23 protein-coding genes are annotated in these 22,836 nt (G+C 38.5%); 3 read left to right on the top strand and 20 right to left on the bottom strand.

Annotated features, from left to right (window positions below):
• Nucleotides 1-13: 13 nt before the first annotated feature.
• The 5 genes from IGI46_RS18565 to IGI46_RS18545 all read right to left on the bottom strand — a co-directional run bounded on the left by IGI46_RS18565 (nt 14) and on the right by IGI46_RS18545 (nt 4,988).
• Entirely contained in the window at nt 14-1,858 is a 1,845-nt protein-coding gene (locus tag IGI46_RS18565; RefSeq protein WP_429974002.1) for a beta-glucoside-specific PTS transporter subunit IIABC, read from the bottom strand.
• A gap of 240 nt (nt 1,859-2,098) precedes the next feature.
• Nucleotides 2,099-2,992 (bottom strand): MurR/RpiR family transcriptional regulator, encoded by an 894-nt coding sequence (locus tag IGI46_RS18560; protein ID WP_429974001.1) that lies wholly within the window; start codon nt 2,990-2,992, stop codon nt 2,099-2,101.
• An 11-nt stretch (nt 2,993-3,003) separates the two neighbouring features.
• Entirely contained in the window at nt 3,004-3,393 is a 390-nt protein-coding gene (locus IGI46_RS18555) for a MerR family transcriptional regulator (RefSeq protein WP_429965250.1), read from the bottom strand.
• Nucleotides 3,394-3,560: 167 nt separating this feature from the next.
• Nucleotides 3,561-4,592 (bottom strand): HAAS signaling domain-containing protein, encoded by a 1,032-nt coding sequence (locus IGI46_RS18550; RefSeq protein ID WP_429974000.1) that lies wholly within the window; start codon nt 4,590-4,592, stop codon nt 3,561-3,563.
• A gap of 3 nt (nt 4,593-4,595) precedes the next feature.
• Entirely contained in the window at nt 4,596-4,988 is a 393-nt protein-coding gene (locus IGI46_RS18545; RefSeq protein WP_429973999.1) for a PadR family transcriptional regulator, read from the bottom strand.
• A gap of 103 nt (nt 4,989-5,091) precedes the next feature.
• Here IGI46_RS18545 and IGI46_RS18540 point away from each other — a divergent pair, with 103 nt between their 5' ends.
• Entirely contained in the window at nt 5,092-5,601 is a 510-nt protein-coding gene (locus tag IGI46_RS18540) for a DNA-3-methyladenine glycosylase I (protein ID WP_429973998.1), read from the top strand.
• Between the two features lie 87 nt (nt 5,602-5,688).
• Here IGI46_RS18540 and IGI46_RS18535 read toward each other — a convergent pair whose 3' ends face one another.
• The 5 genes from IGI46_RS18535 to IGI46_RS18515 all read right to left on the bottom strand — a co-directional run bounded on the left by IGI46_RS18535 (nt 5,689) and on the right by IGI46_RS18515 (nt 10,165).
• Nucleotides 5,689-5,904, bottom strand: a complete 216-nt coding sequence (locus tag IGI46_RS18535) for a hypothetical protein (RefSeq protein ID WP_429973997.1) — start codon at nt 5,902-5,904, stop codon at nt 5,689-5,691.
• 117 nt (nt 5,905-6,021) lie between these two features.
• Entirely contained in the window at nt 6,022-7,248 is a 1,227-nt protein-coding gene (locus IGI46_RS18530; RefSeq protein WP_429973996.1) for a DUF1015 domain-containing protein, read from the bottom strand.
• Nucleotides 7,248-8,432, bottom strand: coding sequence for a phosphoglycerate dehydrogenase (locus tag IGI46_RS18525; RefSeq protein ID WP_429965256.1), 1,185 nt, complete (start codon nt 8,430-8,432; stop codon nt 7,248-7,250). Before IGI46_RS18525 ends, IGI46_RS18530 begins: the two co-directional genes overlap by 1 nt.
• Nucleotides 8,433-9,515, bottom strand: coding sequence for a 3-phosphoserine/phosphohydroxythreonine transaminase (gene serC / locus IGI46_RS18520; protein ID WP_429973995.1), 1,083 nt, complete (start codon nt 9,513-9,515; stop codon nt 8,433-8,435).
• A gap of 275 nt (nt 9,516-9,790) precedes the next feature.
• Complete coding sequence (locus IGI46_RS18515; RefSeq protein ID WP_429974224.1) at nt 9,791-10,165, bottom strand: ASCH domain-containing protein; 375 nt, start codon at nt 10,163-10,165, stop codon at nt 9,791-9,793.
• An 86-nt stretch (nt 10,166-10,251) separates the two neighbouring features.
• On the opposite strand from IGI46_RS18515, the gene IGI46_RS18510 reads away from it, so the two are divergent.
• On the top strand, nt 10,252-11,331 hold the full coding sequence (locus IGI46_RS18510) for a DNA glycosylase AlkZ-like family protein (protein WP_429973994.1): 1,080 nt from the start codon (nt 10,252-10,254) through the stop codon (nt 11,329-11,331).
• An 81-nt stretch (nt 11,332-11,412) separates the two neighbouring features.
• Here the strand turns inward: IGI46_RS18510 and IGI46_RS18505 are convergent, their stop codons facing one another.
• The 8 genes from IGI46_RS18505 to IGI46_RS18470 all read right to left on the bottom strand — a co-directional run bounded on the left by IGI46_RS18505 (nt 11,413) and on the right by IGI46_RS18470 (nt 19,126).
• Nucleotides 11,413-11,643: a hypothetical protein gene (locus IGI46_RS18505; RefSeq protein WP_207702580.1), complete on the bottom strand. Its 231-nt coding sequence runs from the start codon at nt 11,641-11,643 to the stop codon at nt 11,413-11,415.
• A gap of 404 nt (nt 11,644-12,047) precedes the next feature.
• A complete protein-coding gene (locus IGI46_RS18500; RefSeq protein WP_429973993.1) occupies nt 12,048-13,157 on the bottom strand; it encodes a hypothetical protein in 1,110 nt (369 codons plus the stop codon).
• Between the two features lie 53 nt (nt 13,158-13,210).
• Nucleotides 13,211-13,672: a hypothetical protein gene (locus IGI46_RS18495; RefSeq protein WP_429973992.1), complete on the bottom strand. Its 462-nt coding sequence runs from the start codon at nt 13,670-13,672 to the stop codon at nt 13,211-13,213.
• A gap of 359 nt (nt 13,673-14,031) precedes the next feature.
• Nucleotides 14,032-14,703, bottom strand: coding sequence for a YoaK family protein (locus IGI46_RS18490; RefSeq protein WP_429973991.1), 672 nt, complete (start codon nt 14,701-14,703; stop codon nt 14,032-14,034).
• Nucleotides 14,704-14,788: 85 nt separating this feature from the next.
• On the bottom strand, nt 14,789-16,042 hold the full coding sequence (locus tag IGI46_RS18485) for a cupin domain-containing protein (protein ID WP_429973990.1): 1,254 nt from the start codon (nt 16,040-16,042) through the stop codon (nt 14,789-14,791).
• Nucleotides 16,043-16,088: 46 nt separating this feature from the next.
• A complete protein-coding gene (locus IGI46_RS18480; protein WP_429973989.1) occupies nt 16,089-17,429 on the bottom strand; it encodes a dihydrolipoyl dehydrogenase family protein in 1,341 nt (446 codons plus the stop codon).
• A gap of 337 nt (nt 17,430-17,766) precedes the next feature.
• Nucleotides 17,767-18,219: a GNAT family N-acetyltransferase gene (locus tag IGI46_RS18475; RefSeq protein WP_429965265.1), complete on the bottom strand. Its 453-nt coding sequence runs from the start codon at nt 18,217-18,219 to the stop codon at nt 17,767-17,769.
• 112 nt (nt 18,220-18,331) lie between these two features.
• A complete protein-coding gene (locus tag IGI46_RS18470) occupies nt 18,332-19,126 on the bottom strand; it encodes a DUF4931 domain-containing protein (RefSeq protein ID WP_429973988.1) in 795 nt (264 codons plus the stop codon).
• A gap of 735 nt (nt 19,127-19,861) precedes the next feature.
• Here IGI46_RS18470 and IGI46_RS18465 point away from each other — a divergent pair.
• Nucleotides 19,862-21,079 (top strand): MFS transporter, encoded by a 1,218-nt coding sequence (locus IGI46_RS18465; protein ID WP_429966071.1) that lies wholly within the window; start codon nt 19,862-19,864, stop codon nt 21,077-21,079.
• Between the two features lie 224 nt (nt 21,080-21,303).
• On the opposite strand, the gene IGI46_RS18460 is transcribed toward IGI46_RS18465, so the two are convergent.
• Together IGI46_RS18460 and IGI46_RS18455 are read right to left on the bottom strand one after the other, a co-directional pair.
• On the bottom strand, nt 21,304-22,068 hold the full coding sequence (locus IGI46_RS18460) for a helix-turn-helix domain-containing protein (RefSeq protein ID WP_429965267.1): 765 nt from the start codon (nt 22,066-22,068) through the stop codon (nt 21,304-21,306).
• A 16-nt stretch (nt 22,069-22,084) separates the two neighbouring features.
• Nucleotides 22,085-22,828 (bottom strand): recombinase family protein, encoded by a 744-nt coding sequence (locus tag IGI46_RS18455; RefSeq protein WP_429973987.1) that lies wholly within the window; start codon nt 22,826-22,828, stop codon nt 22,085-22,087.
• Nucleotides 22,829-22,836: the final 8 nt, after the last annotated feature.

Raw genomic sequence — 22,836 nt, 5'->3', positions numbered from 1 at the left:
TCTCTCCCTTATTTTAAACTTTTACTGCCAAAATGTCTTCCTGACAGTCGGTAGGTCCTTGAGTAATCGTTTCTATTGATGAATACTGAGGACTATTGGTTACTACTACGGGTACTTGTGTTTCGTAACCGGCGGCCTGAATACTTTTAAGATCAACATCCAACAATGGCTGCCCTTTTTTAACCGTATCATCCGCATTTACCAATACTTCAAAATATTGACCTTTTAACTCCACTGTATTTAAGCCCACATGAATCAGGATTTCTACCCCAGTATCTGAAACCAAGCCAATCGCATGCTTAGTGGGAAAAATTGCCGCAATTTTACCATCAAAAGGTGCTACAACCTGCCCCTCCACCGGCTCAATGGCAAAGCCTTTTCCTAAGGCCTCAGAAGCGAATGCTTCATCGTGCACTTCACTCAAAGGAATAATTTTTCCTTTCATAGGACTAATTACCCGAGTATCTTCCAAGATTAATTCTTTTATTTCTGAAATCTCTTCCTTTTCAAACTTGAAGCTTAAAATATACGTTAGTCCACCAGATACTACCATTGAAATAATCAAAGCAATCACGATATTCCAGAAGAAACGCATCGTATCATCACCAATATATAGCAGAATTGCCGGAATACCTGAAGAACCAGTCGCAAAACGGTGCGTGTTGGTCAAACCAGCAAACAAACCGCCAGCTCCCCCACCGATCATTGCCGCAACTAACGGGTATTTTTTGGGCAAGTTAACCCCATACAAGGTCGGCTCGGTAATACCCATGTAGGCGGTGATCGAACCAGAAGTTGCCAATTGTTTTAACTTCTTGTCCTTCGTACGAAAAGCTACCACTGCTGAAGCGGTTGCCTGAGCAATATTGGAACAAACACACCCAGGACCAAAAATACTATCGTAACCAAGCTCGGCCATCTGCATAACGCCAAGGGGTGCTACACCATTATGCAAGCCAAACATTACCATGATCGGCAAGAAGCCGCCGATTAATACTGCCGGAACCCAGCTGGCATTCACACTCAAGAAAGTAAAGAACGAAGCCAGATATCCGCCAAGCACTGTACCGATCGGACCCAAAACTGCTAAAGCTAGAGTTCCCATCACTAAGAAGGTCAGCATCGGCACAAAAACCAGCTCGACTGATTTCGGAATGATCCGATTCAAGAATTTTTCCACATAGGATTGAACAAAGATAACCAGCAAAATCGGAATCACTGAACCTGTATAAGTTGCCAAGGTAAATGGAATAATATCAAAAAATTGGACAGGATCACCCGCCGTTACCAATGCTCCCCAATTGGGATGCAGCATAATCGCCGCTACAGATACTGCCAAAATAGGATTGCTGCGTAATTTTTGTGCTACAGTAAACGCTAAAATCATCGGCAAGAAGTAGAACACACCATCGGCAAACATGTTTAATAAATAGTAAGTTTGTGAATCAGCTGAAATGACATTAAAGACCATCAATAAAGCTAAGACTGCCTTCACCATCCCAGCACCAGACAACGCTGGAATAACTGGCTGGAAGGTACCTGCTACAAACTCGATAATGGTTGTCATCAAGCCTTTTTTCTCTCCACCAGGTTCTACTGAAGAAGCGGTATCGACATTTTTCTCAACCTCTTCAAAGACATCCTTCACGTGAGTGCCGATAACCACTTGGTGGACACCCGCATTAAAAATATATTTTGTGACGCCATCTAAGTCTTCTAACCCTTCGACATCAACCTTCGTTTCATCGACCAATTTAAAACGCAGACGCGTTTGACAATGATAGGCTTCCGTAATATTCGCTTTACCACCCAATTTTTTTACGATGTCACGAGCCAACGATTGATATTTCTTACTCATGATGTTACCCCTTTCACTGAAACAAGCAGATTGTTTTGTGAATCTCACCGGTGTATTCAGTGCTTGTCTGTAAGTGAACTTTATCACGTCCAGATAGCGTTTCCAATAGTTTTAGAACAAGACGAAACGCATTTCACAAAACTTCGGAAAAAGACGATGTTTTGTGGAATGCGTTTTAATTTTTTATTGGAATAGGACAATGAATCAGCAAAAGAAAAAAACAATTATTCTACTTTCTCCCTAAAACCTCTCCTCTAAATCCTTAAACGTCGCCTGTCTCCGCGACTCCAATTGCTTGGCACTGGCAATCTTGTTAGCTTTGTTTTCCTCATAATTCAGGGCAAACACTTTTGCATACAACGCATCCAAAATCATCAAAATTGATTCCTGAGTAGCAAAGTTGGAAATCTTGGAATAAAGCTTTTCTTTACTAGAGATATTCAAAACCACATCCGAATAATCGCGCAAATAGTTTTTGCCACCGCTAGTAATGCTGATGATCGGTACGCCATTTTTCATCAGGATCTTGACGTTACTGGTAGGATTCTCATCCGGATTGTTCCCGGAATAAGAAATGATTATTGCACAATCCCGCTGAGTTAAGGAATGGGAAATCGTTCCGCACTCGCCAGATTTTGCCATAAAGGCTTTTTTGCGAATCGTCAGCAAATTCCTTTTGAACAGCTCCCCATAGTAATAATTGGGACTCGTTCCATAGACCACAATGTTCTCTGCCTGATAAACCAGCTCGGCAGCCTTATTCAAATCCTCAGTCGCAATCAGCGAGACAGTGTCCTTCATACTCTGCATCTTTAAATTGACCAAGCTCTCAATAATCTCTAAGGTATCTGCTTCAGCTGAAAAAGGAACATTGGGGTCGACATCCGCATAAGCCGTGTCGTCATGGTACGCCACCTCATGGTTGAAGGCATACATGAATTCTTTCCAGCCAGAATAGCCGAAATATTTAGCAAACCGAACCAGCGTCGGCTTGGAGGTAAAGGTTAACTTTGCGATTTTCTCCATCGAAAGCTCCTGTAACTGATCACGATTTTCTAAGATAAACTCCCCGATCGTGCGCCGGGCATCACTTTGCTTAAAGGCTGCTTCTTCAATTCGTTGAAATAGATACATTACGACTCACCTCACATGACCTTTTTTTCAGAAGACTCCATCGTTGTCGAAGCAATTTTTTTATCATAAAAATCTAATTTCCATTCCAATTTGGCAACCGTTCGATTAATCTGTTCCTGCTTCTTCACTAATTTCTGGTATTCATCCGTCAAAATTTCTTGACGCTCCAACAAGGTCGAATCGCCTACCTGATATAATTCTGAATACCTCGATAGTGAATCAATTGATAAGCCAAAATCCTTCATACATTTGATAAATTCAATCCAATTCAGATCTTCTTCTTGAAAATCACGCACTCCAGCCGCATTACGGGTTACCGGCGGCATTAAGCCCTGCTTTTCGTAGTAACGAATTGTTGCTGGAGTCATGTCATATTTAGCTGCTACCTCCGATATGTTCATTATACTCATTCCTTCATCATTGTTTTCTTTATTGTAACAGCCAAAAACACAATGACAAAGTGAATCTGAAAAAATTTCCAGCAAAGAATTTCCATTATTGAATGAGGTGTACAGAAGAATGATTCAAAAAAAATCCCCACAAACATTTATCATGAGGATTCCTACGTTTACGCAATCGATGGTTGAATCGAATTATTTTTTGCTGTTTTGAAAACTGCAGAACCAATTTCGATCATAGTTACAATCACAATGATGCCGCAAATTGCCATTTGGATGGTCAATGTATTTCCAGTAGAAATATAATGCAGCACGTCACCAGTTGACCAGGTCTGTTCCTGCAATAGATGGATCAGGTCTGAGCTGAAAATATCCCGCTGCAGGAATAAAAAGATCCATAGGATAGCAGAGATAAGGTGATCGATAATCACCCAAGTACAAACACGTCCATTCCAATAGCGTTGGGTAATCTTTTGAACACTTGAAATTACAGTAAGAATGATAATAACTACCATTATCGGAACAACCTTCATCGCAAAACTGTTACTAAACAACGCAATTCCGTCAATTGATGAATCCGTGCTAAAAATAACAAATGGTGCAAAGTCTAATGCTATTAAAGCCAACCAGCCGCAAAAGAAAAACGCCGCGATCATTTCACCAATGGGTTCAGACAATGAGATTCGCTCCCCCTCTTGAGGCTTTGGCAAATCTTCCAGTTTCCATTTTTCTTTCTTTTGGTCACCAATCATACCGGTTCTTTCAGCGATAGCATAACCCACTGTTACCCAAATCAATGTTTGCATCGCCGCTGATACACCGCTGCTGATTCCTTGACTAATAATCAGTTGGAAAATTTCGTTTATTTGAATCCCATTCGTCTGAAAAACTTCAACACCAGCGCTGACAATCCCAATAAATACCGCAATGATTGTTATGATTGGTACTAACACCTTCAACATACGCACATAGCTATCGTAAACCATGGGTGAAATCAAATAGCGCGGATGCTGGCGATACTCTACTGCTAAATCTGCTGGCGACCCCATTTCTTTTAGAACCTGTTTGATCTCTTCCTCAGTCGGATTTTCCGACAGCATATCATAAATATTACTTTTTAATTCCCGTTCAACTTCGGCCCGCTCTTTCTCAGGCAAGCGCCCCACTACAGCAGCAACATACCGATCTACCCAATTTTCCATAATTTATTCCCCCAAGTAAATTTGAGCAATGCTTTCTTGCATCCTCTTCCATTCCTTCAAAAGCTCCCGACTGATTTTTACTCCTTGTTGATTTAACGTGTAATACTTTCGTGGCCGACTTTCCGTTGTGTCCCAATCACTCGTCAATAGTCCTTGTTTTTCCAGTCTTCGCAGCAAAGGGTATAAGGTATTCGCTTCAATTTCAATCCCTTTATCCTGCATTTCCTGCAGTAACGCATAGCCATAATAAGGCGACTTCAAACTCCCTAACACTGCCAATACTAAACTACCTCGCTTCATTTCAGTGATGTAACTTTGTACAAGGTCTTTTTCCGGCATGCTCATCACCTCTTCATAATCATTATACTGTACGTCACACACTATAGTCAATCTCATATTATTGTTTCGAATCATTTAATTTGATTCCGTCAGTAAAATATTTTGCCGCTTTTATGATACAATCAATACAAGAAAAGCCAACTGAAGGGAGTTTGTCAGGTTGAAGGATTATCAATGGTATAGTGACCGATGGGGGGAGCCTACCCAAGACGACGACATGCTCTTTTTACTTTTAACAATCGGGGTCTTTCAGACGGGCCTAAGCTGGAAGGTAGCAGCTGGCAAAAAGGAAATTTTTATGCGGAACTTTTGTGGAATGGATTTCCGTAAAGTAGCCGCACTCTTTCCGGATGATGCGGACCAGATTGCAAAAGATCCAGATATGATCCGCAACCCTAGAAAGATAAGAGCCGTTATCCAAAATGCACGGGCAATTGTCCGATTGTTAGATGACTACGATAGCTTTGCTGATTATTTGTGGGATTTTGTCGGGGGTGTCCCTGTCGTTAAGCAATACGAAACCGAGGATCAAGTCACCAATACTTTGCCTGAAGCTACGACGATTGCAAAAGATATGAAGAAGCGAGGATTTACGTTTGTCGGTCCAGTAGTTACCTGCATGTTTTTGAAGGCGGCCGGAGTGATTCAGGATCAGGTGCTGGATCAATGAATTAATACAAATTAATTCATCCTATATTTTATAAAAAAATTCCTGTGAGATGATGATACCACCTCACAGGAATTTTCTGATCTTATCCTAAAAACTTTCTTGCTCATCCTTCGTTCCATCCCGCTTATCCTCCAGCCTAAAATATCTCAACAACGATCCCAGCATGAGTCCTAACCCAGAAACTACTGCTCCACTGTTAAACTGAGTCGGCATCGCAGAAAAATCAGTCGTTGCCAAAACCAAAATAATCACGAAAACAAAGGAAGCAACTGTCGAACGTCGATCTTTAGCTTTTTGTATCATTTTTCATCAACCTGCCCTTCAGAAAATCACCTGTTTACCTTCATTCTACTCTCTTACAACAAAAATCTTCAGCAAAAAAAGACCTACTCCAAAAAGTAGGACTTTATCTATCAATCTCTATTTCGTCTCTAAATCGTGCATGAACAACCCGCTCAAAAGCTTTGGTTCAAACCAGGTAGATTTTGGCGGCATGATTTTACCGGCATCAGCAACTGATAGTAAATCAGACATCGCTGTTGGATACATCGAGAAGGCTAATTGCCAATCACCAGAATCCACTAAATTCTCTAATTCTTCGGTACCACGGATGCCGCCGATAAAATCAATTCGTTTGTCCGTACGGACGTCTTTGATATCAAAAATTTGATCGAAGACATAATTTTGCAATAGTGAGACATCTAAACGCTCGACTGGATCACTGGTTACTTTTTCAGGCTTAACAGTCAATGTATACCAAGCATTGTCCAAATACATTTGGACCTGACCAACTGCGGCTGGTTTCTTCACGCCGCTTTTCTCGACAGTAAAGTTTTCAGCTAACTGATCAAAGAAATCAGCTGGTGGAGCTACCTTCAACACGCGATTGTATTCCCAAATTGCTAACTCATCATCAGGGAAAATAATCGATAAGAAGTTGCTGCTTTCTGGGCTTTCCCGACCATTTTCACGTTTTTCTAAACCAACTTTAACAGCTGACTCCGTTCGGTGATGACCATCAGCAATATACAATGCATTTACTTTATTGAAAGCTTGCTCCAATTGTTCAATAACAGCTGCTTCATCGATCACCCAAACCTTATGAGTCACTTCATGATAGCTGTTAAAATCGTAAACCGGCGTATGGTCAGCTTTCCAGTTCTTCAATAAACCTTGAATGGTGTCATCAGAACGATAGCTCAAAAAGATCGGACTTGTGTTCGCATCACAAGCTTTAATATGATTGATCCGGTCGATTTCTTTTTCCGGACGAGTAAACTCGTGCTTTTTAATCTTGCCAGATACATAATCATCAATTGAGGTACAAGCCACCAATCCAGTTTGGCTGCGGCCGTCCATAGTTAATTCGTATAGGTAGTAAAAATTATCCGCTTCTTTTTTCAGCCAGCCTTCTTTTAAGAAAGCGGCTAAATTGTCTGCTGCCTTTTGATAAACCTTTGGATCATACGGTGATAAATCCGTTGGTAAATCAATTTCTGCCTTGTCAATATGAAAGAAGCTGTACGGATTGCCTTCAGCTAAATCTTTAGCTTCTGCTGAGTTAACTACATCATAAGGTAACGCTGCTACTTTGTCTGCTAAATCTTCAGCGGGACGAATAGCTTTAAAGGGATGAACTTCAACCATTAGTAGCCCACCTCCTGATTCTTAATAGCGCGAACGCGAATAATCCCTTCATTTTCTGAAAGCTTATCAGCAATCGCTTGGATTTTCTCAGGATTCGTTTCATCAACATCCACCAATGTATACGCATGATCGTCTTTTCCGCGATTTACCATATTGGCAATATTGATATCTAAAGATGCAATATCAGAAGCAATCTGACCTAGCATATTGGGCACATTTTTATTGATGATGGTAATACGATATGGCGCATGGAAAGCCATTTCCACGGTTGGAAAGTTCACAGAACGCTTAATAACTCCGGTTTCCAAGAAACGCTTCAAGCCGCGAGCAGCCATTTTTGCACAGTTAATTTCTGCTTCCTCAGTAGACGCACCTAAATGCGGCAAAACAGTAATTTTGTCATTTTTCAGCAGTTTTTCTTCTGCAAAGTCAGTAGTAAATCCAGCAATCTTACCTTCATTTACTGCTTTTAGAACAGCATCAGTATCCACGATTTCTCCGCGAGAGAAGTTGAACAATTTTGCTGTATTCTTCATTTGAGACAATTCATCAGTACTGATTAAATGTTCGGTTGTATCCAATAATGGAACATGCAAAGTAATAAAATCGCAGTTATTCAGAACTTCTTTAATATCGGTCGCTCGACGTACTCGACGAGAAATGCTCCAAGCAGTATCCACTGATACGTATGGATCATAGCCGATCACTTCCATTCCTAAGCGATAAGCATCGTTGGCGATCATAGCACCAATTGCTCCTAATCCGATCACACCAAGTTTTTTGCCTTCTAATTCCGTTCCAGCAAATTGTTTCTTTTGTGCTTCTGCTTGTTCTTCTACATCATCGCCGCTCAACGTTTGAACCCATTGAATTCCTTGAATCATGGGACGGACTGACAATAGCAAGCTGGCGATAACTAATTCTTTCACTGCATTCGCATTGGCACCTGGAGTGTTAAAAACGACAATTCCTTTTTCGGTGCATTCCTTGACTGGAATATTGTTGGTTCCAGCACCTGCACGAGCAACGGCTAGAACAGTATCTGGAAATTCATAGTCGTGCAGTTTTTGACTGCGCAAAATGATGCCGTCCGGTGTTTCGCTTTCGTTAATACGGTAGTTTTCTTTATCAAAACGCTGCATACCTTCTGGTGCAATCGCGTTAAAAGTTTTTATATGAAACATTTATTTCCCTCCGTTTTCTCGTTCAAATTTTTCCATAAAGTCAATCAACGCGTCCACTCCAGTCGCAGGAAAGGCATTATATAGACTTGCCCGCATACCACCCACGGAACGGTGACCTTTTAAGTTTTCAAATCCAGCCGCTAAAGCTTCTGCATTAAATTTCTTGTCTAGTTCTGCATCACCAGTCACAAATGGAATGTTTGTAATAGAGCGTGCTTCTTTGGCAACTGGACTTTGGAATAAATTAGAACTTTCGATAGCATCGTACAAACGTCCGGCTTTTACTTGATCCTGTTGTGTTATCCCAGCAACGCCGCCTTGTTCTTTGATCCATTCGAACACCAATTTTGCCATGTAAATCGCAAAGGTTGGTGGTGTATTGTAAAGAGAATTGTTATCCGCTTGAATTTTGTAATCCAACATTGGTGCAGCAATTTTCGCATCGCCAATCAAATCTTCACGAATAATTACTACGGTTAAACCCGCAGGTCCAATATTTTTTTGTGCCCCAGCATAGATGACACCAAAATCTTCTACTTTGTAGTCATTAGCCAAAATATTTGATGACATGTCAGCCACAATCGGTACATCACCACAATTAGGAATCGTTTGGAAAGCTGTTCCCTCAATCGTGTTATTAGTTGTGATGTGTACATAGGCTGCAGATTGGTCGATTTCTTTTGGTAAGGCGGGAATATAATTAAAGTTATCATTTTCACAAGTTGCAATAACTTCGACTTCTACGTTGTCTAATGCTTTTGCAGCACTGATTGCTTTTTTAGACCAAGAACCTGTATTTACGTACAACGCTTTCTTACCCTGAGCCAAATTCAATGGCACCATAGTAAATTGCAAGCTTGCTCCGCCTTGTAAAAAGAGAACCTTATAGTTATCAGGGATAGCCATTAATTCACGTAATAAGCTCTCAGCATCGGTAATGATTTCTTCAAACCAGGAGGAACGATGACTCAACTCCATCACCGACATGCCACTGCCCTTATAATTCAGCAGTTCGGATTGTGCTTTCTCCAACACGGCTTTTGGTAATACGGCTGGTCCAGCAGAAAAATTGTAAATTGTCATTCTTGTTCGCTCCTTCTTCTTTTTTAAACTTTTCATCTTCGAAATTTCGATGTCGTGAAAACTGGCATCAATCGCAAGATGTGAAGACAATTATAACAGATACTTTAAAATGATAAAAGTCTAATTTTAGAGTAAGATGCTTATAATTTGAATTTATCCTAGAAATTTTCATATTCCTTTTCAATTCAGACAAAAAAACAGGATCTAAGGACTAGACCTGTTCGTTGTAATCGGATTCATATATAATAGAAGAAACACGGATATTTTTGAGGACCTTACTCTTTAATATAGCAAAAAGATTGTGGCGCTGCCTTGATTTTGTAATCCTTTAAACTCAGCGGTTTGTCGTAAAGGACAATATTTTTAATCTGAATTCCGTAGCCGATTTCTTGTCCCCGAAAATAGGCATCAAAAGACTCCTTTGTCTCGGTTGAATAGTTTTTGGTTTTCTGCCAAAGCTTGGTGGGGTGATCACGAATAATTTTCTCAATTTCAAATTCACCAATAATTTTTCCACAGGGTTTTGTTGCGTAAATAAGCACAGTAGAAATGTCTGTTCGTTTGAAAATCCTTTTTCGGTATTCGATTGTTTTTGTACCTAGAGCAATTTCAGATACATATTCCGGCTTGATTGACAATAACACCTTCAAGAGACTCATCCTTTTAACCATTTTCTTCTATTATACTATCACGATCAGACAGTTGAACACATTTTAGAAAGAAAGGACTAAACGTTATGATAAATAAGCAATTACTAGCAGAACGACTGTATCGAAACGGCCTGATCACTCCTTTTGATACAGCTAAGAGCAGTGTGCACCATTTAGGTGGCGTTCAGGCACAGGTGCAGCAGTTTGCCGAAATTGCCCTGTTGAATCGCTCTGCCGAAAAACTTACCCCGCAAAAATTAAGCGATTTATACCAAGATCATACCTTCATTAATTTCTGGGGACAAAGAAACACCTTGCACATGTATACTGCCCAAGACTGGGATTTGTTTTGCTCTATTTACCACGATAAAATGTATATTCAAAAACAAAAGTCTATTTATCAAGAGTTTTTTTCAGTTTTAGAAGATCAACTCTATCAGCTGAGTGTCGCTAAAAAAATCGTCACTCGGAAGGAAATCGATCAATTTATTCAGGCATCTGCTCCTGAAAATCTGCGCGACAATGACCACTTGACTTATATGATGCTCAATTACTTTTGTGCCAACGGATTGCTTTTTGGTATTCCAGCAAAGCCAAGTGTGCAGCAATTTGCAACCTTTGCCACATTAAATAAAGAACCGTGGCAGCAGCAAACCAACCACGATGAAGCTTCCTTAGAAAAATTGATGATTCGCTATTTTACTTACTATGGACCCGCGACCGCTCAGGACTTCAGCCATTGGTCGGGTTTATCCATGAAGGTCTTTAATGATACACTTAACCTAATTAAATCCGATCTGAATCTGCAGATTATTCAAAATCGAACCTATTACAGCTTCGGAGAATACACACAAAAAAATACACGCAAACTATTGGTACTAGGAAAATTCGATCCCTTGTTTGTAGCCTATCGACACAAGGATTGGATTGCAACACCTGAGCAGCAAAAAGCTATCTGGCGCAGTGCCGGACATGTAGAATCCGTCATTTTAGAAGGCAGTAAGTTATTAGGAACCTGGCGGCATGTCTTAAAAGGACAAAAGCTGATGATTCAAATAGAGCCGCTAACCACCATTTCTCTTGATACACAAAAACGTATCTACGGAAAAATGAACAAGATCGCTCTCTTCTGGCAAAAAGATCTAGTTGATGTAGTATACAAATAACTACACAAAACAGTGCTTTACTTCTCTTAAAGGGAGAGGAGCAAAGCACTGTTTTTTTGTTGATAGTAGTCAATTCCTATCCTAGTTAGCAAAAATCGGAAAATTCAACTGCTGATAGGTGGCATTTAAATATAAACTAATAAGAATAAAGGCTATTAGCAAGAATAGCAAAAGAAAAAAACGGCCATTTTCAGCATTTCGATCTTTGATGTAGGATGTTAACGCCAAAATTAGAAAGATAAACTGCGTTAGGATGATACCGGCTAAGGTAATCAGAATAATACTGTCTTGATAAGGCAAGAAATTTCTCATAGGTGATCTGTCCTCTTGTCATATGGTCTATCTTTTATTTTAGTCTATGTCGGCAGTTGGAGCAAGATTTAGCTCAACAAAGATATAAAAGAGACTAACCACTGACCTGCCTATTGAGTATTTTCTCTGAAAAAAATGAATTCATGCTCCTCGTCTTATCTACACCATGGCCTATCTTCCACAGATATTACGTTGCTACTTGCTCGATTAAGACTACTGAAAACTAGTGTAAACACCGTGCTATCTCTTCAAAAGGAATTATCCCGATAAAAAATGATCCTGTAGATCCATTGAATCAGATTGGCAAAACGAAAAAGCGAGAACAGGCTTTTCGACTAAAGCCTCTCCTATTTCAATTAAATGATTCATTTCAAGTACAGACAAATGACCTAAACAGCTTTTCATTATAGGTAGCTTGTCGGATTTTTTCTGTTTCTATAAAGTAACAAATACGGAAATATCCAAGCCAGCGTATTTAATAACAGTACACCTATTTGTTTTATTGATAACAAATACAATTCAAAAGAATTTAGACCTTCTCCCATAATTTCAAATAAAAAAACAAAACCATATTTGGTAAACATAACTGTTATCAGCAAATTAATCAGTGAAATCATCGTATAGATAGCTAATGAAATTCGTTTAGTCCATTTTGGGTGATTTGCTAAAAATAAGAGACTGATTAACCCATCAACTATCGTTACGATTGTAACCGACAACAGTATAGTATTGAGAGACGGTATGCTGTCATACTTAGCTATTTTTTCTATTAACAAAATGATTAGTATAAACATTGCTGGAAACATCGCTACAAGTACAACCATATTCTTGGAATTCAATCTATCCTTAATCCAATTTTTCACCGCTATCGTACTTTTGTTTGTTTCTATTCGATGTAAGTTTGAACGAAGTAATTTAACTGGTTTAATAACTAGTTTAGTAATTGTCTTCTCATTATTAACAAGATATATATGGTCAGCTAAAACCATTAAAATCTCTGATAGAACATAATATACGACTAATAAACCGATAGTAACAACCTTTAGAGGAATATTTGCTGGTCTTGAACTAACACCACCCTCATCTAAGTAGATGACATTTGAGGAATTAATTAGTGCAATAATCCATAATAGCAATGTTCCAGTACTCATATTAAAAAGTAATATAGATGTCAACTTGAACTTTTTTCGGTAAGGTAATACAAGATTTAACCATGGTACTATAAATAGAAACAAATACAGTCCAAATGACAATATAGCAAACCAAAAATATGCACCATTCACTAAATAAAACTGGGCTGTCTGAGCTGTTCCCAGAACAAGAATGGCAACTGTACATACTGTAACAATGATATTTGTACTTCTTTTGAGATAAAGCTTTTCTTTTATCCTCCAAAGCATATCGTACATATTCGTTTTGATAATAATACCGTGTAACACTCTAGTAATGCCCCATTGTATTACAGAGACACCTATAAAAAGAATAGGAATAACCCACACTAATGCTGGAACCATTTCATCACCATCTTATTTTCCCCATTCTATATGTTTTTATTTACTTACACGTCCTATTTGCTAGTACACTTCAACTGACAGAAATATAATATGCATAGGTCTATAATTATCAGCAAGATACTCGCTATAAAAATAGTTTTATCAAAAAATCCACCAAACGAAAGTATCGATGTAAAAGCATAAAGCATCCAACTAAATACAAACAAATACATATATCTGTTTTCGTCTGTTGGAACGTTTAAATAAGCTTTCGAATAGTTAATTCTAAAAACAATAGACACTATGTACAAACCAAGTAATCCTAACCCAATTAAAAAAATGGGTAGATACAGAGTCCAACCTCCAAATATGATCCCCCATCCAAAACCAATACCAGATGGATCACCCAGAGAATCCTTAACCTCATCATTCGTATTTCTTATGACCAACGGAGCGATTAACATTATAATTATAGTCACACATTCTAAATAAAGCACTCTTAAAAAAGAACTTTTCAACTTTTCGTTATTATACATCGTTTTATCCCTTTTATAAATTATAACTATATCAAATATGACTATTTATTATAAACACATAAATATCTTAATACCATCTGTTGTTTATATCAATTGATTTTAACCGAAAACTTAATAATTGTAAATGTCATTACTCTTCTCAACCTTAAGATTAGATGTTTCCTCTCCTCGTGTCCTCTTTGCTTGGTTTAATTAGATGATTGATGCCCCGCATATATACACTAGTGACAGATGAAAGGAATGCTTTCTGAGTAATAGATAAAAAATAGGCGAATTCAATGAAAAGAATTCACCTAAGAGATCTTTAATTATTTCCTTGCTGCTTAATTCATTACACAAGGGTTTCTTGTATTCCAAGCTTAATCCATTTCGACGTTAGTAACTGTGACCCATCCAAAAAAGAGCAAGGTTAAAATGAACGCACACCATAATGCGAATGATGCATTAAGCAGAACGATTAAGCTGCCAAACCCTACACCAAAAATGAATACTAAAATCGCAAAGCCAATATCAGAGAATTCTTTTCTTGCTGCTTTATCCTTCTCAAATAACCATCTGTAAAGATTGCTCATCAAATTTTTAGTGTTTCCCGTCATGATACCATCATTAAATGTAGCAACCCCGACCTTTCTGAATAATGTTAATTCAAATCCAGCTAATCCACCCAATAGGAAGACCATAAAAGAATCATTTAGCTGCTGCTGAAAGATCGCAAAAACCAGCAGCACGGCACTTTGAAGCAAAAGCTTCATTTGATACTTTCTGCGAACAGCGCCACTGACTTTCTCCACCAGCCATTCCCCACAAAAAGCACCAATGGCAAATCCGACAAACACAGCAATATGCCCGGCGGCTTGAGCGAAATGTCCAGTGAACAATTTGCTGCTGAAAGCTACCATATTCCCTGTCTGAGCACTGACAAAAACGCCGTCTTTTTCAATAAAGGTATAGGCATCAATAAATCCCATTAGAAAAGTAGCGAATAAGGTCAGAACGGTTAATGAGTTAATCTTTTGCTTTGTCTGCAACATTCTCATCCTCATTTCTATTAAAAAACAGAGATCAAAAGTTTAGGTAACCTCCTAAATTTTGCATCTCCGCATTTTTTATTTAATTTTAAAAGACATCCTTTGCATTTAAGCCATTGCTTTCTTCTCGATCAAAGGGGTTGCTGCTAGTGTGCTTCTTTATGTCCTGATTAATTTTGTCTTGATCAAACCAAATAACTGGAGTCGGTGTTTCCTCTTGTGGCAGGCTTTCAACAAATTCTTTGGTTAGATTCAAATGATCTGCAACAATTTGGGAAGGTGTAGTAGCCATCCATTTATTCAAGGAAATATCTGAGTAATCAGGATTTTTGAATACTTCCACGAAAATAAGTTTTTCTTTCCCAGTGTTTTGCACATAATGTCCCGCAACAGTTGGAACATAACCAACATCACCAGCACGATAGTCAAAGGTTCTCGCTAACCCATTGGAATTGAAGACAGTCATTCGAGCTTCCCCCTGGATGTAGTACTGCCATTCAGCCCCTTTAGGATGCCAATGTAATTCCCGCATTCCGCCTGGTTCAACTTCAACAATTGCCGCCGAAATTGTTTTGGCTGCTGGGAATTCCTTTTGATCAACAATCCAAACCCGACCTGCTTCCGATTCAATTGGTTTCAACGAGTCCATGTGGAAAGTTAATGGCAATGGGGTTTCGCCATTGTTGTTTGGTCGTTTTACGTCTTCAATTGGTTTGGGAACAGCTTTTTTGAAAATATATTTTTCCTTCGTTGGTAAATTCTCCAGTTCAGAAATTTTCTTCTTGAAGTTTGCTGCAACAATTTCTTTCGGAGTATGTGCCAACCAATCAGTAATTAACATGGTGTTGTTCTCTGAAAAATCAGGCTCACTAAATACCAATAAGAACTCACAACCTTGATCTAAGCCTTGGATAGAATGAGCCACACCAGCTTCAAAGTTCCAAATATCTCCCGCCTTCACATCATCGATAAATGATTTACCATTTTCATCAATTGCTGTTACGCGGGCATTTCCGTAAAGCATCAATCCCCACTCAGCTTCTTTATGCCAGTGCATTTCACGGTAAACACCAGGCCCTAAGTTCATATCAACACCAGCAACCTGATCAGAAGCTGGAATTTCACGATTAGTAATTTCTCTAGCCCATCCACCATCTTCTAAGCGATTGCGCACATCATCGTAGCTAAAACGCATATTAGGTAAGGTGCCGTGATCTGTTGCAGGTGGGACCAAAAAATCCGGTCCTTCAATATCTCTTAATGAATCATGTGGTCCTCGATTGTAATAGCCTTTGCCATCGGATGCGCGGATTGGTTGTGGTTCTTTCTCTTCATTATTCATCGTAAAAATCTCCTTTGTAATTTGAATTTTAAACCTAAATAGTCCACTAATAAAATTTTGAAAAATCACTTGCCAGCGATGGATAAGCTAGAATCGTGTCTCTTAGCTGCTGCTTCGTCATTTTCATTTTAAGCAGCAGTGTAAAATAGTTAACTAAAAGATCGGCCTCATTACTTATGCTGGTAATTCCTACAATTTGCTGGTCAGACTTACGAATTACTATTTTTGACCGAGCGATTGGTTCATTTCCGCGATGGTAGTTCAGCCAATTTTTCATATCAATTTCTTCAATTTCGTAAGTTTCTGGCTGTCTAATCGCTTCGTTAACAAAAATACCCGTTTGAGCGATTTTCGGATTACTAAAAACCGACATAGATGGAATTGGGTAGGCAATTGGTTTTAACGTTTCTCCAGATAATACATCTGCCAAGTAATTTGCTTGAAATTCTGCATAATTGCTTAACTTTGGTGCAGGTGAATCATTACAATCGCCAATTGCATAAACCTTTGGATTCGTTGTTTGTAAAAATTCGTTTACGGCAACGCCCTGTTCATTGAAAGTAATGTCCGCTTTTTCTAAACCTAAATCTTCCACATTGGGCACTCGACCAGCAACGGAGTAGACCACATTTGTTTCAAACACCAATCCTTCTTTAGTAGTTAGCTGATAAAGGTCATCTTTTAACTGAACGATTTTTTCCACGTTATGATCAAAATGGTATTGAACGCCTCGTTGTTTCAACAAGGTAATCAAATCACCCACCAACTCAGGATCAAAGGCTCCTAAAGCTCGTTGATTATGCTGTAAAACATGAACCTGATCGCCAATCTCACTGGCGATATTAGTAATAGCAAAAGCGATAATTCCAGCACCAATAATCGTAATAGACGGCGGAAGGCTCTCTGCGTTCAAGAAATGCGAGCTATAATGAACGTGCTCTTTGCCCTCAAACTCCAACTCTCTTGGTCGAGCACCCGTAGCCAAAATTATCTTTTTACCCGTATAATCAACGCCATCAACCGTGATCGTTGCTTCATTCTTAAATCGTGCATTGCCATAGATAGTAGTGATGCTTACTTCAGATAAACTTTCCTGAATAACTTTTGAGGTATTGGCAATCTGACTGTTTTTGTAGCTCATTAATTGTTGCCAGTTTATTTGTGGTACCCCATCGAACCCCTTGCCTAAATGACTTTGGATCGCCTGCTTTGCTTCAACAGCGGCCAATAAATACTTCTTTGGAGTACTGCCATGATTGGGTGTCGTACCTCCCCATTCAAACGATTCAACAATCGCAATCGATAAGTGTTCCTCCTGCAATCGTTTAGCTATCGTTAGACCAGCTATGCCACTGCCGACGACCAAAACATCAAATTCTCTTTGCATAAATTTCCTCCCTTCTGAATTTTTATTAATTGAATAAAGTAAGTATAAACCCTCCTAAAAAAATTATTAAATGAAACGACTTTAGCTTTGCAAGTCTTAGCAATAAAAAGTACCTGATTTTACTTATTCAGCAGTGTTTTAGCTGCCATTTGAAATTTTTGTGAAATTATTGGCAACTTCTTAAAAAAAGAATAATGGAGGTTTTCGACTAATGGAAAAAACTTTTAAGTAAGAGTGATCTGAACAGCTATTCTAATATCCGATGAACATGCTCGATTATCATAAGGAGATAAAAAAATAAGCGTATAGTATTTAGCTACACGCTCACTGGCCTCTTTTAACAAGAGGATTGATTGGTTTTTATCGCTCTATTCACTAATCGCTTACTCATAAAATAGTGCGTTTCACTTTCCAACGGATGATTATCAATCCGTCCACTCACTTCATAGCCGTTCTTTAAGTAAAAATCCGGCGCATTAAAGCTCATCGTTTCCAATAAAACTAGGGTACAATTTTTCTCTAGTGCAACAGCCTCAATTTGTTTCAGCAATTTGCCGCCCACACCTTTGCCGCGAGTATTTTCATCTACATAAAAAAGTTCAATACGCAAATAATTCCAGTGAATTTCACCCACGATGCGCCCTAGAACCTTGCCCTCCTCTTCATAGATAAAGCTAACTTCCTTAAAATCATATTGAGTTAGTGTGGGTACTTTTTTAATAGTATATTGATCCAACTGCTTTATGGTTAAATCTTTATTTACCTGGTATGCTGCCATTTTGATTGTCATGTTCCATTTCCTCCTATTTTTAGACAAAAAAATAACTGGATAAGAATTATCTTATCCAGCAGTTAGTGCCCTCCGACTAATAGTACATATTTTAGCAGAATGGATTCTAATGTCAATGCTTCGTTCTCAAATAGTCTCGAAACTCGTCCCGAATGCCGTATAAATGCTTATTCGTAAAGGTTTGTGACAGCTTATAGCCAACAAAATAAGGTGAAGTCACAAATCTTGGAGTAATTTTAGCGATTAACCGCTCAGCTCTTTCATAGAAAAAAAGATTAAAGCTATCACAACGTCCACGATAATACTCATTTAAAATAAACTGAACCGTGTCTTGTACTGCATCCGCCAAAACATCCAACTCCGCATCCACCTTCGCTGGCACAGAAACATTAATCTCTAAAAAGCCCATCACTGGCTCAGTAGAAAAATTAATGAGCAGCTGATTCTTGGTTAATACTTCAATTCCCTCAAAATTTTCAGAAATCAAATTTTCTTCGCCATCCAGCTCTTCTAAACCGACCACTTGCATATGGGCATGCTGCAGGCTGCCACCTGATTGCGGTCCATGGTTTTTATAAAACAACACCGAGCGATACTTCGGATCATTCTTCACTTGTTGCCAGCAATTAATTGAGAAACGCATCAACTCACGATTATATTGTCGACTATAGTTGGTCATATCCGCATCGTGATCTCTGGTTTCAATAATGATTGTCTGCAGTGTATTCTCCAAGGTTGCATATTTGTTCAGCACCCACATAAAATCGTCAGTTTCAGTTACTATATTTTCCTTATCCTTATAGTCGCAGAATGGACAGCCATTTTTCTCAGCTGACATATGCTGAGGCTTACCTTGAGCGGCTACATGGGAAAAAATTAATGGTTGTTGATGATTCAAATTTTCCATTTAATGAAAGATCCCTTCTCATTACTTCTTATTATCATATACTGGATTAATCAACGCTTCAAGTTGTTTATGCTGGAAGGTATCTTTTTATAAATAAGTAGGAGCTACTAAGCTCAATTCATGAATTAGCGGAGCTATTGAGGCCAAAAGGATTTTAACAATTGTTATATTATCGAATTGCACAAAACTAATAATTATTCAGAATATCTCCTATTTATTAGTTACAACAAGTGAATCACACTTTATTATTTATCCATCGAAACTTACTAAAAATTCTGTATCGAATTTAGATACTATAATCAATCTTAATCAGAATAAAAAGTACTATACTTTTATGGACATCATTGACTTCACCAAGAAAATTATAGTATATTTATGAAGAAGAATTTAGAATTCAAGCAAAGTTTATTTTCAAACGAGGTGTATGTGTGAGCGTAACAATGTCTATCTAGATGAATTTAATAGCCTTAAAACATTCGTTTATTTGGCGTGTCTATAGATATTCTTACATTCTCAACTTAATTCACATGAACTTGCTTGTATCAGAGGTCAGTTTAATTATGTATTTGGGAGCTAGGAGAAATCCTAGCTTTTTGCGTGCTTTTTTTGCTGAACTAGTTTAGACACCGATAAATAATGCGTCAATCCCGGGATTGATGCGAAGTTTGAAGGCTGCGTTTCTATTTCGTAGGAGGTCTCACTTTGGAAAAACAAAAAATAAAGCGTCCTTGGCGCATGAATGTCCAATTATTTTTAATGAGTCAATTTTTAACAGGTATTACTAGTATGACGGTTCAATACGCTATTATTTGGTATTTGACCGAACAAACGAAATCAGCAACTGTCTTAAGCTTTGCGACATTATTAGGCATGTTGCCAATGGTTCTATTAAGCCCTTTTGTTGGTCCTTATGTTGATCGGATCAATAAAAAGATTTTGCTGATTGTTCCAGATTTGATCGCTGCTTTGTTTGCAGTTATTCTTTCAATTACCGGAATATTAACCGATATTTTTCCTTTTTGGCTTATTTTTGTCTCCTTGTTTATCCGAGCAGTCACACAAACTTTTCAGATGCCAACTGTGCAGTCAATAATCCCGACGATTGCTCCGACTGAAGAATTAACAAGGGTAAACGGACAATTGGGTATGGTTCAATCTGCCAATCGAATCATCGCTCCTGCAATCGGTGCTTTTCTTTTTGCAGCTATGCCGTTGCATTTGCTATTACTAATAGATGTTTTAGGTGCGTTTCTGGGCTTGCTATTGTTGCTATTTGTTACCATTCCTCGAACTAGCAGCCATTACGAAAACCATCAGCTATTGAGTGATACAAAACTGGGCTTTAGGGAACTTCATAATAAAAAGGGATTATGGATTATTATCTTAATCGGCGCACTATCTTCACTCTTTATTATGCCAGCTGCCAGCATGTACCCTTTAATTACTATGGGTTATTTCGATGGAACTGTTGGAAATGCTGGTTTGGTTCAAATTGTTTATTCAGTTGGTATGCTATCTGGCGGAACTATTATTGGCTTATTTGGCAAATGGAAGGATCGGATGAAGCCTTTCCTGCTTTCCTACCTGGTGGTTGGAGTCACGTTAGCAATTAGTGGCGTATTGCCTCCAGACAAAGAAGGTTTTTTCTGGTTTGTGGTACTAAGTGCAATAACTGGACTTGCGGTTCCTTTTTTTGACACCTTGTTAATGGCTATGATTCAGCAAAGCTTTCCAACCGATCAGCTTGGTAGAATTATGGGAGTAACGATGTCCTTACTAAGTTTACCCGGACCATTGGGGCTAATCTTTGCGGGGCCTCTCGCTGATTATATTGGCGTTGAAAAACTATTTGTAATTGCCGGGATTGGAACTGTCTTTTGCGCACTTATCAATTGGCTGATTATCCCCGCCAGAATTTATGATAAGGAGCTACAAGAGAAAAAACTTCCGTAAGCTTAAAATTTTAGCATTCGCTTCACTTATTGACCAATAATTGTAATGTAAGAGGGCTTCGCTTCATTGAGAATAAGAAATTGAAGCACCTCCACAATAAAGCTGGTTTATTGTGGAGGTGCTTCTTTTCTTTTGATATTCTGTCACAAAAAAATATTCAAACTATTTCTTATTACTAGCATCATAAAAACTGTGAAGTCTACATGAGTGAGTACCACAATTGGTTAGTTGATCGCGGAATAATAGTTCAATTCCTCTAGTTGCTGGGATCCCTCCATCCAGTAATCATAAAAAGCACTACTTAATTTGTATCCTCTGCCCCACAGAGTAGTGATCGTTTCACCTGTAATTCCATGTAGTTCAAATTTGTGCTTCAGCTTGTTAATCAGACAAGACAATTGGCTCATATTTGAAGAAGTACTGCCATCCTGCCATAAATAGTTACACAATTCTTGACGAGACAAAACTTTACTGGCTGAATAAGACTGAATTAAGCATTCAAAAACGCGTTTTTCTGTTTTTGAAAGACTCTTAATTAATAATTTCAGGTTATTTGATGCCGTATCTTTCCCTTGAGCAGGGAAAGTCAAAATCTGGGTGTCTGTACATGTATCTTGGTTTACTTGCTGCTGGATTTCATTCATTTTTTCGCGTAAAATTTCATAGCTAGTATCTTTAGATACCCAATCAACTAAGCCTTTCTCTTGCCAATAGCTTTGTTCTTCCTCACCAGGAATAATTTCCACCATACGTAAAATCAATAGCGGATGATTACTTAACAGCTGTAAAATCTGCTCCACTTCTGAATTACACAGACTCTCACTCAAAATGATCCACTGAAAATAGGAAAGAAAAGGACTAATCGTACCCTTTTTTAAGCGGTTGAATAAATCCGTAGAACAGAAAATTTCATTATTCATGCGCTGCAATTTGTGAATTAGCGGTTCTTCCGCCAAGGGGTTTTTCGTTAGAATAAGTACATGTTGCATGAGATTCACCTTCTCGTTAAATTTTTGGTATTTTTTTCTTTTTCATAGGCGGTTTTGTCTCGTTTTCTTCAGTATCAATCAAAACATTCCATAGAATGACTAACGTGACTACCACACAAATAACCACTTGAATCCATAGCTGATCAAAATAGGATTCAACCATTTTAATACTGAAAATTGCCAACAGAAAACAGACCACTAAAATGATAGCTAATTGAACCTGCTTTAGTTCTTGATGGATACGATAAGCCGTTTCAATTGGAACTCGTTTTTGCTGTGCGACCTGGCGAACTGAATTTTTTTCCATTAACAGCCAGATGATCTCCCGATAAAGTTTGCGTGCTTCTGGTTCTTTGCTAAACAGGGAGTAATCTTCTTTGCTGCGCGCTCTTTCTCTTCCTGCTTTAACCAATACTGGATGCAGCAAGCGATCATTACGCAAGGACCAACGAAAAATCTGACGCCATTCCTCAATGGATAACTGAGGCAGCGTTAATATGTCCAAAGTCACTTCCAAAGATTCCAATTGATCTAAGCAGATTAATAACTGCCGATAATCTCTGGAAATAGCCTCCCAGGAAGTAATAACTAGATGATCACCTGACTGAGCAAAATTCAACAATGCCTGAAATTCACTAGTAGTTGAGTAAAAGGCTTCTACTTCCTGTGCTCCATCAGAAAAAAGTTCATCCACTGGATAATCTTCTAGCATATCCAATTGTTGGGTCAGTTGATACCCCCGTGCATAGCCAAGATTCATCGTGTTCT

The sequence above is a fragment of the Enterococcus sp. AZ163 genome (genome assembly GCF_050498925.1).
Classification (GTDB): Bacteria; Bacillota; Bacilli; order Lactobacillales; family Enterococcaceae; genus Enterococcus_A; species Enterococcus_A ferrettii.
Note: the sequence above shows the minus strand (reverse complement) of the source record. Positions and strands in the feature narration are given on the sequence as shown.